The organism is Bradyrhizobium sp. CCBAU 53415 (assembly GCF_028128735.1).
GTDB lineage: Bacteria > Pseudomonadota > Alphaproteobacteria > Rhizobiales > Xanthobacteraceae > Bradyrhizobium.
In genome coordinates, this window is sequence record NZ_LBJF01000027.1 from 498023 (window position 1) to 510927 (window position 12905).

Here is a 12905-nt window from a genome sequence, read left to right on the forward strand (position 1 = left end):
GCGGAGCGCATGATATGCCGCGTCGCGTCCGGGACACGAGAGCTTACGCCACCCGCCACTCCGGCACGCCATCCGCCGCCATTGCGATCTCGCCGATTGAGCCGACCGGCGTGCGATCCATGTTGAGCAGATGCGCCAGCGTCGCGCCGTCGGTTGCCGGAATCCGCGCCAGCGTGCGGCGATCGTCTTCGGTGCGCAGCATCACCACGCCGTGCTCGACATCGCCGCTGCGGCCATAGAGCACCGTAAAGCTCTCGACCTTGCCTTTGCCTCCGGCCTCGGTGACGAACTCCGGCACCGTGCGCTTGTTGCGGTCGGCCTCGGCCTGCACGCTCGTCTCCTGGATCAGCGCTTCGCGTGGCGCCGTCGTCGAAACGACGAGCGCGTGGTGCTTGGTAACGAAGCCGCCCTGGCCGTAGAGCAGGCCGAGTCTTGCGCCGCCGCGCAGACGCCGTACCATCGCACAGGCCGCGTGCGTCATGTAGGTGTTGAGCGGCGCGCCGAAGAAGGTGAGCCCGCCGGTCACGGTCGGCTGCACGTCGGCACCTAGCCCCAGCGTCCGCCGCGCCATCTTGGGCACGCACGGAAAGCAGCTGTAGAGCTCGATCGCATCGAACTTTTGGCCGGCGCCGCCGGCGAGGTCCATCACGCTCCTGAGCACCGCGTTCTGCGGATGGCTCTCGTAGAACTGATCGCGCAAGAGATAGTCGCGCGGCTCCTCCGCCGAGGCGCCGCCGAGCGGATAGACGAGCTTGTCTTCCGCGATGCCGAGCGCGCGCGCCTTGGCCAGACTGGTCAACAGCAAGGCACCGCCCATATTGACGCTGGGATTGGCGACCATGAGCTTGTTGTAGGGCCACGCGATCAGGCGATTGTCCGCGGTCGGCGTCGTGATCTCCTCCGGCGTATAGCGCCGCTTCAGCCAGGCATTTGGGTTTTGCGCGGCGGCCTCCGAATAGCGCGACCACAGCGTGCCCGACTCCGCCATCGCCTCGCGCGGCGTCTGGCCCCAATGGGCAGAGGAAGCCGCTTCATAGAACGGATAGACGGTGACGGGGCGGAACACGCCGAGCTTGACCGCCAGCGGCTTCTGGAACGCCGCGCCGCGCTTGGGCTCCTCGACTTCATGCGCGAACGGCGTCCAGGGCAGCTTGACGCCGGCACGCTCGGCCTTTGTCGCGGTCGACTGCGCCTCCGCGCCGCAGACCGCCGCCATGCTGCATTCGCCCCGCGCGATGCGCTTGGCCGCCTCGTGGATGTAGCGGATCGGGCTTTCGCCGCCGACCGGGCCGTAATGGCAATGCGAAGGCGCGATCCCGAGCCGTTGCGCTAGAAGCTTCTCCGGATCGCGATAGCGCCAGCTCAGGAAGTTGACGACGTCGAGCGACTGCACCTCGCCGAGCAGCTTTGCGCCGGCATCCGCCTCGGCGCGCCGCAGTGCTTGCTCCAAGAGATCGAGCGGCTCGAGACCATCGGTGATTTCCTTCGGGCGGTCGACGATCTCGCCGATGCCGACGATGACGGGGATGCAGGCAGGGGAAACATTCGTCATTGTTCTTGCTTCTTCACTCTCTCAGATATCTCCGACCTCATCCTGAGGAGCCTGCGAAGCAGGCGTCTCGAAGGATGGCCGCGGGCTCTCATGGTTCGGGACGGCGCTTGCGCGCCTCCTCACCATGAGGTCTACACCTACTCCGCCACCAGCGCATTCATGTGCTCGACGGCTTCGGCGAACTCTTCCTTGAACTCCTGCACCACGGTGCCCGCCGATTTCACGCTGTCGATCAGGCCGACGCCCTGGCCGACGAAATAGCTGACGAGATCGCGCGCCCTCGCATTGCCGCTCGCCGCCGCGCGGTCGATCGAATGGAAGGCGTCGCGGCTGATGATGCTTTGCAGCGGCATCGGCAGCGCTCCCGGGCTGTCCGGCGCGCGGTCCCAGGCATCGGTCCAGACCGAGCGGAGCTGCCGGGCAGGCTTGCCGGTGCGGCCCTTCGAGCGCACAGCGTCGCGCGAGGAGGCCGCGATCATCTTCTCGCGAAAGATCTCCGTGGTCTCGGCCTCGACCGTCGCAAGCCACACCGAGCCGGTCCAGGCGCCGGCCGCGCCCATCGCCATGCAGGCCGCCATCTGCCGTCCGGTCATGATGCCGCCGGCCGCCAGCACCGGCACGTCGCGGATGGGCTTGATGGCCTTGATCACCTCCGGCACCAGCACCATGGTCGAGACTTCGCCGCAATGGCCGCCGGCCTCGGTGCCCTGCACCACGAGGATGTCGACGCCGGCTGCGACCTGGCGCAGGGCGTGCTCCTTGGCGCCGACCAGTGCCGCAACCGGCACGCCGTGCCTCTTGCCCATCTCGATCATCGCCTTCGGCGGCACGCCCAGCGCATTGGCGATCAGCCGGATGGGATGATTGAAGGAGACCTCGAGCAGCCGAAGCGCGGTCTTCGCATCGAACGGCTGCGGCTGGTTGTCGGCAACATCAGTGGTCGTCAGCTCGATGTCGTATTTCCTCAGCAGATTTCGCGTATAGTCGCGGTGCGCTTGCGGTACGCGCGCTTCCAGGCTCTTCCAGGTGACATCCTTCTCGCCCGCCGTGGAGATGTTTTCGGGGATCAGCACGTCGATGCCGTAAGGCTTGCCGTCGACATGCGCGTCGATCCACGCCAGTTCGCGTTCGAGCGTCTCAGGCGTGTGCACGGTCGCGCCCAGCACGCCGAAGCCGCCGGCGCGGCTGACGGCGGCGACGACGTCGCGGCAATGGCTGAAGGCGAGCAGCGGGAATTCGATTCCCAGCATGTCGCAGATCGGCGATTTCATGGCGCTCTCCCGGCAGCAGCCTTCACGTTGCTGTTGTTGCTTTGCCTGCGAAGGCTGCTCGACGCTAGCCCATCGTCGCCCGCGATGCCAAGCCGGATTTGGCCGCGCATCTTGCGTGCAGGCGCCACGAAGCGGACGAGCCATTCCGCTGCACAAAATAAGCAGCCCGGAGCCGCCCGATTTGCCTCTTGCGCTTTCGAGGGCGAAAGCAAATGCTGGCTTACAACAACAGAAAAATCAGGGAGCATCAGCCCATGTCGTCAGCGCAAGCGAGTCCGGCTCAGACCACGGAGGCCTGCGACGTAGTCGTCGTCGGCGCCGGCTTTGCCGGCATGTACATGCTGCATCGCCTGCGCGGGCTCGGCTTCTCCGTACGCGTCTACGAGCAGGGGGGCGGCGTCGGCGGCACATGGTACTGGAACCGCTATCCCGGTGCGCGCTGCGACGTCGAGAGCATGCAATATTCCTACTCGTTCTCCGAAGAGCTCCAGCAGGAATGGGACTGGAGCGAACGCTACGCGCCGCAAGCAGAGATCCTGAAATACGCCAATCACGTCGCCGATCGCTTCGATCTGCGTCGCGACATCCGGTTCAACACCCGCGTCGAGCGCGCCGCTTTCGATGCGCGCGCGACATGCTGGTCGGTGACGACCTCGGACGGCAGGGCGGTCGAAGCCAGATTCGTCGTGCTTGCCACCGGCTGTCTCTCGAACGCACGCAAGCCGGACATCAAGGGCCTGGGAAATTTCAAGGGGCCCGTCTACCACACGGGCAACTGGCCGCATGAAGAGGTCGACTTCACAAGCCTGCGCGTCGGTCTGATCGGCACGGGATCATCGGGCATCCAGTCGGCGCCCATCATCGCCGAACAGGCGAAGCATCTCACGGTGTTTCAGCGAACCGCGAATTTTTCTGTTCCCGCCCGCAACGCCGCGCTGAACGATGAGGAACGCAGCGCGTTCCGCCGGAACTATCCCGAAATCCGTCGCTTCGCCCGCGAGGTCGCCCGCAATGGCATCTATGCCGAGCAGCCGGATCGCGGCGCGCTCGATGACGACGACGATATCAGGCGCGCAAGATATTCGGCGCGCTGGGAGCGCGGCGGGCTCACCTTCATGTACGCCTACAACAATCTCGGCCTCGACCGGGCCGCGAACGACACCGCGGCGGATTTCGTGCGCGGCAAGATCGCCGAGATCGTGAAGGATCCAGAGACCGCGAAGCTGCTCCAGCCGGACAGCCACCCGATCGGCACCAAGCGCATCTGTGTCGACACCGACTATTTCGCGACCTTCAACCGTTCCAATGTCTCGCTGGTCGATATCAAGGCCAATCCGATCGAGGAGATCACCGCAAACGCGGTGCGCGTCGCGGGCAAGGACCACGAGGTCGACGCGCTGGTGCTGGCTACCGGTTTCGACGCCATGACCGGCTCGGTCGCCAGGATCGACATTGTTGGCCGAGGTGGGCAGACACTGAACCAGAAATGGGCGGAAGGTCCGAAGACCTATCTCGGCCTGATGAGCGCGGGCTTTCCGAACCTCTTCATCATCACCGGGCCCGGCAGTCCATCGGTGCTCTCGAACATGATCGTGTCGATCGAGCAGCATGTCGACTGGATCGCCGATTGCCTCGTTCACATGCGCAAGCAGGCGCTTGCCACCATGGAGGCGGGCAGGGAGGCCGAGAAGCAATGGGTCGCCCATGTCAACGAGGTCGCCCACGGCACGCTCTATCCGCGGGCCAATTCGTGGTACATGGGCGCCAACGTCCCCGGCAAGCCGCGGATCTTCATGCCCTATATCGGCGGTGTCGGCGTCTACCGGCGGATCTGCGACGAGGTCGCGGCCAAGGGATATGAAGGGTTCTTGCTGGGGCGGGCGGAGCAGCCGCAGGCGGCGGCGTCCTAGGTGACGTCGTCATTCCGGGGCTCGCGAAGCGAGAGCCCGGAATCCATTTCTCAAAGCTTCCCTGCGGCGCGATGGATTCCGGGCTCGCCCTCGGGCGCCCCGGAATGACGGGGGAGGGGGCCTGCCATGACAAAACGTGGAGTTGCCCCGCCCGGCAATGCATTTCGGCGCCCTTGTCATCGGCCGTTCGCGGGCTAATTAATGCAGACGCATCTTTCCGCCGGAGCCCTCGCATGACCGACACCCCCGCCTACGTGCCGCCCAAAGTCTGGACCTGGAACAAGGAGAATGGCGGGCAGTTCGCCAGCATCAACCGTCCGATCGCCGGCCCCACCCATGACAAGGAACTTCCGGTCGGCAAGCACCCGCTCCAGCTCTATTCACTGGCGACGCCGAACGGGGTGAAGGTCACGGTGATGCTGGAGGAGCTTCTGGCGCTCGGCCACAAGGGCGCCGAATACGACGCCTGGCTGATCAAAATCGGCAATGGCGACCAATTCGGCAGCGGTTTTGTCGACATCAATCCCAACTCGAAGATCCCGGCGCTGATGGATCGCTCCGGACCCGAGCCGATCCGCGTGTTCGAGTCCGGCTCGATCCTGTTCTATCTCGCCGAGAAGTTCGGCGCCTTCCTGCCGAAAGACATCAAGACCCGCACCGAGGCGATGTCCTGGCTGTTCTGGCAGATGGGCAGCGCGCCCTATCTCGGCGGCGGCTTCGGCCATTTCTACGCCTACGCGCCGTTCAAGATCGAATACGCCATCGACCGCTTTGCGATGGAGACCAAGCGCCAGCTCGACGTGCTCGACCGGCGGCTCGCCGATAATGAATATCTCGCTGGCAAGGAGTACACGATCGCCGACATGGCGGTGTGGCCCTGGTACGGCGCGCTCGCCAAGGGCCTGGTCTATGGCGCCGGCGAATTTTTGTCGGTGCAGGACTACAAGAACGTGCAGCGCTGGACCGACCAGATCGCGCAGCGACCCGCCGTGAAGCGCGGCCGCATGGTCAACCGCGTCTCCGGCGATCCCACCAGCCAGCTCCACGAACGCCACGACGCATCCGATTTCGAGACCAAGACACAGGACAAGCTCGCGCCGGCGACATAAGGCGGCGCGCTCCTTCTTCACCTCGCCCGGCTCGCGGCAGGGATATCGCATTTGAGAGCCTTTCCCTGCGGCCATCCTTCGAGGCGCCCGCCTTTGGCGGGCTCCTCGAAGGACGAGGCGATTGCTCAGGCCCTGCCAAGAACTCATATGCGATGGCCCTGCCACAGGCGGGGCGGGGAGACGCACCTCGTGCGCGGCGCGCGGCTACTTCCTCTTCACGCCCTCCGCCGCCGGAAACACCACGCGGTCATCGGTGCGGCAGTAGCGGTCGGCGAACATGCGGCCGATCGGGTGGTAGCGGTCCATGTGCACCCGCATCGCCACGGGATCCCAGAGTTCGTCGCGGATGTGGAAGTGGACGCCTTCGCCCATGATGAGACGGCGATCGTCGTTGACGTCGATCAACTTCCAGAGCTTGCACTCCATCGCCCAGGGCGCGTCGGCCAACCGGGGCACGGCGATCTTCGTTGAAGGAGCGAGCTTCAGGCCGAGATAGTCGGGTTCACCGACCTCAGGCGGAAAATCGCCACTGCTCTCGTGCATCGCCTTTGCCAGCGGCTCGTCGGCGATGTTGACCACGAATTCGCCGGTTCGCTGGATGTTGAGAAACGTGTCCTTGTCCTGACCGTTCGGCTTGCGGTTCGCCGCGAACATGCAGAGCGGCGGGTCCTCGCAGAATGCGTTGAAGAAGCTGAACGGTGCGGCGTTGACCACTCCGGTCGGCCCGACCGAGGTCACCCAGGCGATCGGCCGCGGCAATATGAAGGAGGTCAGCACCTTGTAGCGCTCGCGTGGCGTCAGGTCGCTGGCGGCGTAGTCCATGGTGGCTCCGTGGCGAGGTGTGACTTCGTAGGGCAATGACTCAGTAAGATTAGCCGTAGGCGCAATCCGCCATCTCGCAAGAGAAAGGCGGATTACGCTCCGCCAATCCGCCCTACGATACCGGCTCTCCCCGTAAGAAAGGGGAGAGAGGCGATGCCTCACGCCATGCTCAACTCGTGCCGGCCGACCACCATCCAGTGCACCTCGTCCGGACCGTCGGCAAAGCGCAGGTGCCGCACGTCCTGGTACATCTCCGCGAGCGGGGTCCAGTGCGAGATGCCGGTGGCGCCGTGCATCTGGATCGCCTGATCGATGATCTTGCAGGCGCGCTCCGGCACCATGGCCTTGACCATGGAGACCCAGACGCGGGCCTCCTTGTTGCCGAGCACGTCCATGGCCTTGGCGGCCTTCAGCACCATCAGCCGCATCGCCTCGATCTCGCAGCGCGCCTGCGCGATGATCTGCATGTTGCCGCCGAGATGGGCGATCTTCTTGCCGAAGGCCTCGCGGGTCAGGCCCCGCTGCACCATCAAATCGAGCGCCTTCTCGGCCTTGCCGATGGTGCGCATGCAGTGATGAATGCGGCCCGGCCCGAGGCGGAGCTGCGAGATCTCGAAGCCGCGACCTTCGCCGAGCAGCATGTTCTCCTTCGGTACGCGGACGTTGTTGAAGCGCATGTGCATGTGGCCGCGCGGGGCGTGATCCTGGCCGAACACGTACATGGGGCCGAGCACCTCGACGCCGGGGGTGTCGCGCGGCACCAGGATCTGCGACTGCTGCTTGCTCGGCGCCGCATCGGGATTGGTCTTCACCATCACGATCAGGATCTTGCAGCGGGGATCGCCGAGACCGGAGATGTAATATTTCTCGCCGTTGATGACCCATTCGTCGCCGACGAGCTTGGCCGTGGTCGAGATGTTCTTGGCGTCGGAGGAGGCGACGTTCGGCTCGGTCATGACATAGGCCGAACGGATCTCACCGTTGAGCAGCGGCTTCAGCCACTTCTCCTTCTGCTCCTTGGTGCCGACGCGCTCCAGCACCTCCATGTTGCCGGTGTCGGGCGCCGAGCAGTTCATGGTCTCGGACGCCAGCGGGCTCTTGCCGAGCTCGGCCGCGATATAGGCGTAGTCGAGATTCTTCAGGCCCTGGCCGGTCTCGTCATCGGGCAGGAAGAAGTTCCAGAGGCCTTCCTGCTTGGCCTTGTTCTTGGCCTTCTCCAACACCTCGAGCTGCTTCGGCGTGAAGCTCCAGCGATCTTCCTTGCCTTCGCCGGCCTTGGCGAACTCGATCGACATCGGCTCGACGGTGTCGCGGATGAATTTCTTGACGTGATCGTAGAGCGGCCGGACCTGGTCCGACATCCTGAGGTCGTTGAGCTCGTCGCCGGGATTGAGAGTGTAGTTGGTGGTGCGGGGAATGTAGGTGTGTTTTGTCATTGTTCCTCCCGGGGCGCTGAGATCGAATTAGCCGGGAGAATAGTCGCAGCCCGGCCAAAGTGCGAGCGCGCATTTTTGACGCGCGGGCGTGCCATGTGATGGAATTTGGCGAAGGCGTTTGAAATGTTGTTTGAATGGGGGGAGGTATGCTTCGCACGCCCGCGCCACACTCTCCGCCGTCATCGCCCGCGCAGGCGGGCCATCCAGTACTCCGAGACGGCAGTGATTGAATCGAGAAGCTGCGGCGTACTGGATTCCCCGCCTTCGCGGGGAATGACGGCATCCTGAGCGATCAGTTCGCCATCCGATGCATCGCGCAGATCTTGTTGCCGTCGAGATCGCGCAGGTAGGCCAGATAGAGCTTGCCGCCGGGGCCCTGACGTACGCCGGGCGGATCCTCGATGGATTTCGCGCCGGCCGCGACACCAGCCGCGTGCCACGCGTCGACCTGCTCGGGGGAACTGCAGGCGAAACCGATGGTGCCGCCGTTCGCGCAGGTCGCCGGTTCGCCGTTGATCGGCTTCGACACAGAGAACACGCCGGTCTTGGTGATGTAGAAGATGCGATGGCCGTCGACCCTGGCCGGCCGAACCTCGAGCGTGCTCAGCAGATTGTCGTAGAACGCTTTTGCCTTGTCCAGGTCGTTGGTGCCGATCATGACGTGCGAGAACATTTGCCCATTCCCTCAGTGCTTGTAGCCCGGATGGAGCGAAGCGAAATCCGGGTCTTGCTTGCTTGTGGCAGTCCCGGATTGCGCTTCGCTCCATCCGGGCTACGAACTGCTGAACTAGAAGGCCGTATAGCCGCCGTCGATCACGAAGGTATCAGCGGTGTGATACGACGATGCCTTGCTCATCAGATACACCGCGATGCCGCCGAAATCGGATGCCTCGCCGAAGCGCCGCATCGGAATGCGCGGCATCACGTTGGCGAGGAACTTGTCGTTGGCCATGAGGCCTGATGTCATGTCGCTCTTGATCCAGCCGGGCAGGATTGCGTTCGCGGTGACGCCGTAGCGCGCCAGCTCGACGCCGAGCGCGCGCACCAGCGCGTTGATGGCGGCCTTGGTCGCGGCATAATGTTCGTTGCGTGCGGTGCCGAAGATCGAGGCGAGGCTCGAGGTCGCGACGAGGCGGCCGAACGGATCGCCGGCATTGGCGCGATCCGTCATGTGCTTTGCCGCGGCCTGGAACGCGTGGAACACGCCGTCGAGATTGGTCGCAAACATCGTGCGCCATTCCTCCTCGGTGCGCTCGATGAAGGAGCGTCGGCCGCCACCGCCGATCCCGGCATTGGCGAAGCAGCCGTCGACCCGGCCGAAGGTGTCGAGCGTCGCCTTCATCGCGGCATCGACCGAGGCCCGGTCGGTGACGTCGCAGACGCGGGTGTCGGTCTTGCCGGGAAGGCCGGCCAGGCTCGCGGCAGCGCTCTTGTTCTTGTCGGGATTGCGGCCCCAGATCGAGACGTTGCAGCCCTGGGCCGCGAGCGCCTGCGCGATGCCGAGCCCGATGCCGCCATTGCCGCCGGTGATCACGGCCACGCGGCCGGAGAGGTCGAAAAGGTCCATGCGCGTTTCCCGTTTCTGGCAAGACTTCTCTGGCAAGACTTCGTGGCGTGAGGCGCATCAGCCGCTGCGCACAAGATTGCTTGCTATGCTGCGATCACCATGGACAAGGTCGCGACAAAAATCAAATATGCGCCCCGGAACAGGCAAATTCCGGTCTGCGAAAATCGCGGCCGCAACTGACGAGGAAACCATGCAGCTCAAGCACGTCACGCTCGATTTCGATGGCTCGGTCGCGATCCTCAAGCTCGACCATCAGGAGGTGATGAACGCGGTCTCCGTGGACATGCTGGGCGGTCTCGCCGAGGCGCTCGATGCGATCGAGGAGAAGAGGGACGAGGTGCGCTGCGTGGTGCTGACCGGCGCGGGCCGCGCCTTCTGCACCGGTGCGAATCTGCAGGGCCGCAACAACCAGTCGAAGAAGACCAAGGCCGGCCTGACGCTGGAGACCGGCTTCCACCCCTTCCTGCGCCGCATCCGCAATCTGCACTGCCCGATCGTCACCGCGGTCAACGGTCCCGCCGCCGGCGCCGGCATGAGCTTCGCGCTGCTCGGCGACATGATCCTGTGCGCGCGCTCGTCCTATTTCCTGCAGGCCTTCCGCCGCATCGGCCTCGTGCCGGACTGTGGCTCGACCTGGCTCCTGCCGCGCCTCGTCGGCCGGGCGCGCTCGATCGAATTGTCGCTGATGGGCGAGCGGTTGCCGGCCGAGAAGGCGCTGGAATGGGGCCTCGTCAATCGCGTCTACGATGACGGCGCGCTGATGGAAGAGGCGATGAAGCTGGCGCGCGAGCTCGCCAGCGGCCCGACGGTGGCGCTGGCGCTGATCCGCAAGCTCTATTGGGACAGCCCCGAAAATTCCTTCGAGGACCAGCTCAACCTCGAATTCCAGTGCCAGCTCCGCGCCGGCGACACCCAGGATTTTCGCGAAGGCGTCGGCGCGTTTCTCGAGAAGCGTCCCGCGCAGTTCAAGGGCAAATGATCGAGGCCGAACTCTCCCGCAGCGTCGTGCGCTGGTGCCGCGGGGCCACCGGCGTCACCGGGGCGGCCAAGCTGTCCGGCGGCGCCAGCCAGGAAACCTGGCGCTTCGACATCGTGCATCCCGATGGACCGATCGGCGCGATCCTGCGCCGTTCGCCCAAAGGTTATGGCGCAGCGCCAACGCGCGCGGCAGGCCTTGCCGCGGAAGCAAAGCTGATGCAGCTCGCTTTCGAGGCCGGCGTGCCGTCGCCGCGCGTGCTGCATGTGCTGGTGCCGGAAGACGATCTCGGTACCGGCTTCATCATGCAGCGGATCGAGGGCGAGACCATTGCGCGCAAGATCCTGCGGGACGATGAGTTCGCCACGGCGCGGCCGCTTCTCGCGCGGCAGATCGGCGGCATTCTCGCCGGGCTGCACAAGCTGCCGCAGAACAGGCTGCCGGAGCTGCGGTACATGACGGCGGCGAAGGAGATCGGCGAATTCGAGCGCGACTATCGCAGTCTGAATTGGCCCAAGCCCGTGTTCGAGCTGGCGCTGCGCTGGTTGCGCGACCACGATCCCGGTCCCGCGGCCGAGACGACGCTGGTGCATGGCGATTTCCGCAACGGCAATCTCATCATCGGCGTTGACGGCGTCCGTGCCGTGCTCGACTGGGAGCTCGCCCATCTCGGCGATCCCATGGAGGACCTCGGCTGGGTCTGCGTCAATTCCTGGCGCTTCGGGGAGATCGACAAGCCGGTCGGCGGTTTCGGCACGCGCGAGGAGCTGTTCGCCGGCTACGAGGCGGCGGGCCGCAAGGTCGATCCCGAGCGAGTCAAGTTCTGGGAGGTGATGGGCACGCTGCGCTGGGGCATCATGTGCGGCGGCATGATGCAACGCTTCCGCGAGAGCCCCGACCATTCCATGGAGCGCGCCATGATCGGCCGCCGTGCCTCCGAGACCGAGATCGATCTGTTGCGGCTGCTCGCGCCGCGCGGGAGCTGACGCATGCAGGACGAACCGACACCCATCGAGCTGACGAAAGCGGTCGCCGATTTCCTCCGCAACGACATCACGCCGCTGATCTCCGGCCACCAGGCCTTCAAGCTGCGCGTTGCCATCAACATCCTCGACCTCGTGACGCGGCAGCTGACGCGGGAGGAGGGGAGCGATGCTGCGGAAGTGGAGCGCCTGCGCGCGCTGCTCGGCATTGACGGATCGGTGACGGATCTCAACCGGGCTCTGGCGGATCGCATCGCCAAGGGCGAGATCGACCTCGCAACGCCGGGCCTCGCCGAGCATCTGTGGGCGACCACGATGGACAAGCTCGCCGTCGATCAGCCGAGCTACGCCTCGTACAAGCGCGAACTGGGACGAGGCGGGTAATTGCTTCGCTGCGCTCGCAATGACGACGGAAGGACCGCGTCACTTCCCCACCCATTTCGGCGGCCGCTTCTCCGAGAACGCCTTCGGGCCCTCGATGTAATCCTGCGAGGCGACCATCGCCTCCACCGCGGGGTATTCGCGCTGCTCGGCGATCGCCTGCTCCAGCGACACGCCAAGCCCCTTCTGGATCGCCTGCTTCGAGGCCCGGATCGACATCGGCGAGTTCTTGCAGATCATCTCCGCCCAGCGCAGCGCGGCCGTGAGGGCCTCGCCCTGCGGCACCACCTCGTTGACGAATCCGAGCTCGAGCCCCTCCTTGGCGCTGACATGGCGCGCGGTGAGGATCATGCCCATGGCGCGCTTCAGCCCGATCTGCCGCGGCAGCCGGTGCAGGCCGCCGGCGAGGGCGGCGAGGCCGACGCGCGGCTCGGGCAGCGCGAATGTCGCGTTCTCCGACGCAATGATCAGGTCGCACGCCAGCGCGATCTCGAAGCCGCCGCCCATCGCCACACCATTCACCGCGGCGATGATCGGCTTGTCGCAGTCGAACCGCGAGGTGAGGCCGGCAAAGCCGCCCTTGTCCCAGCCACGCTTGCCGCCGGCCGCCTGCCACTTCAGGTCATTGCCGGCGCAGAACGCCTTGTCGCCGCTGCCCGTGACGATCGCGATCCACTGCTCGGGGTCCGCGGAGAAATCGTCAAACACCTTCTGAAGTTCGAAATGCGCATCGGTGTGCAGCGCGTTGTAGACCTCGGGCCGCGACAGCGTGACGATCGTGATCGGCCCCTTGTGTTCCAGCTTGGAAAATTTCAGCTCCATTGCGCGCTCCCGCATTTTCTCGTCAAGGAATATTGCCGTCATACTACCGCGCGCTGGCCGCAGAGCACCATCGAAT

The 12905-nt window shown here is 65.1% G+C and carries 12 protein-coding genes; 5 read left to right on the plus strand and 7 right to left on the minus strand.

What is annotated here, in order from left to right; translation table 11 throughout:
• Window positions 1-43: 43 nt before the first annotated feature.
• Window positions 44-1552 (minus strand): acetyl-CoA acetyltransferase, encoded by a 1509-nt coding sequence (locus XH87_RS30515; RefSeq protein ID WP_271590087.1) that lies wholly within the window; start codon window positions 1550-1552, stop codon window positions 44-46.
• A gap of 137 nt (window positions 1553-1689) precedes the next feature.
• Complete coding sequence (locus tag XH87_RS30520) at window positions 1690-2823, minus strand: nitronate monooxygenase (RefSeq protein WP_271590088.1); 1134 nt, start codon at window positions 2821-2823, stop codon at window positions 1690-1692.
• A 254-nt stretch (window positions 2824-3077) separates the two neighbouring features.
• On the opposite strand from XH87_RS30520, the gene XH87_RS30525 reads away from it, so the two are divergent.
• Window positions 3078-4733: a flavin-containing monooxygenase gene (locus tag XH87_RS30525; protein ID WP_271590089.1), complete on the plus strand. Its 1656-nt coding sequence runs from the start codon at window positions 3078-3080 to the stop codon at window positions 4731-4733.
• 233 nt (window positions 4734-4966) lie between these two features.
• Entirely contained in the window at window positions 4967-5842 is an 876-nt protein-coding gene (gene yghU / locus XH87_RS30530; protein ID WP_271590090.1) for a glutathione-dependent disulfide-bond oxidoreductase, read from the plus strand.
• A gap of 204 nt (window positions 5843-6046) precedes the next feature.
• Here the strand turns inward: yghU and XH87_RS30535 are convergent, their stop codons facing one another.
• From XH87_RS30535 to XH87_RS30550, 4 genes are all read right to left on the minus strand, one after another.
• Window positions 6047-6664, minus strand: a complete 618-nt coding sequence (locus XH87_RS30535) for a flavin reductase family protein (RefSeq protein ID WP_271590091.1) — start codon at window positions 6662-6664, stop codon at window positions 6047-6049.
• A 158-nt stretch (window positions 6665-6822) separates the two neighbouring features.
• Entirely contained in the window at window positions 6823-8100 is a 1278-nt protein-coding gene (locus tag XH87_RS30540) for an acyl-CoA dehydrogenase family protein (protein ID WP_035709193.1), read from the minus strand.
• Between the two features lie 292 nt (window positions 8101-8392).
• Window positions 8393-8773 carry a VOC family protein gene (locus XH87_RS30545; protein ID WP_271590092.1) on the minus strand — a complete coding sequence of 127 codons (381 nt, stop codon included), beginning with the start codon at window positions 8771-8773 and terminating at the stop codon, window positions 8393-8395.
• Between the two features lie 114 nt (window positions 8774-8887).
• Window positions 8888-9667 carry an SDR family NAD(P)-dependent oxidoreductase gene (locus tag XH87_RS30550; protein WP_271590093.1) on the minus strand — a complete coding sequence of 260 codons (780 nt, stop codon included), beginning with the start codon at window positions 9665-9667 and terminating at the stop codon, window positions 8888-8890.
• Between the two features lie 190 nt (window positions 9668-9857).
• On the opposite strand from XH87_RS30550, the gene XH87_RS30555 reads away from it, so the two are divergent.
• Genes XH87_RS30555 through XH87_RS30565 form a run of 3 tightly spaced genes read left to right on the plus strand, consistent with a single transcriptional unit; the run spans window position 9858 to window position 12010 of the window.
• Window positions 9858-10646 (plus strand): enoyl-CoA hydratase/isomerase, encoded by a 789-nt coding sequence (locus XH87_RS30555; RefSeq protein ID WP_271590094.1) that lies wholly within the window; start codon window positions 9858-9860, stop codon window positions 10644-10646.
• Window positions 10643-11629 (plus strand): phosphotransferase family protein, encoded by a 987-nt coding sequence (locus XH87_RS30560; RefSeq protein WP_035709201.1) that lies wholly within the window; start codon window positions 10643-10645, stop codon window positions 11627-11629. The genes XH87_RS30555 and XH87_RS30560 overlap by 4 nt, the downstream gene beginning before the upstream one ends.
• A gap of 3 nt (window positions 11630-11632) precedes the next feature.
• Complete coding sequence (locus tag XH87_RS30565; RefSeq protein WP_035709203.1) at window positions 11633-12010, plus strand: DUF6285 domain-containing protein; 378 nt, start codon at window positions 11633-11635, stop codon at window positions 12008-12010.
• 39 nt (window positions 12011-12049) lie between these two features.
• Here XH87_RS30565 and XH87_RS30570 read toward each other — a convergent pair whose 3' ends face one another.
• Window positions 12050-12829 carry an enoyl-CoA hydratase-related protein gene (locus XH87_RS30570; protein ID WP_271590095.1) on the minus strand — a complete coding sequence of 260 codons (780 nt, stop codon included), beginning with the start codon at window positions 12827-12829 and terminating at the stop codon, window positions 12050-12052.
• Between the last annotated feature and the right edge of the window lie 76 nt (window positions 12830-12905).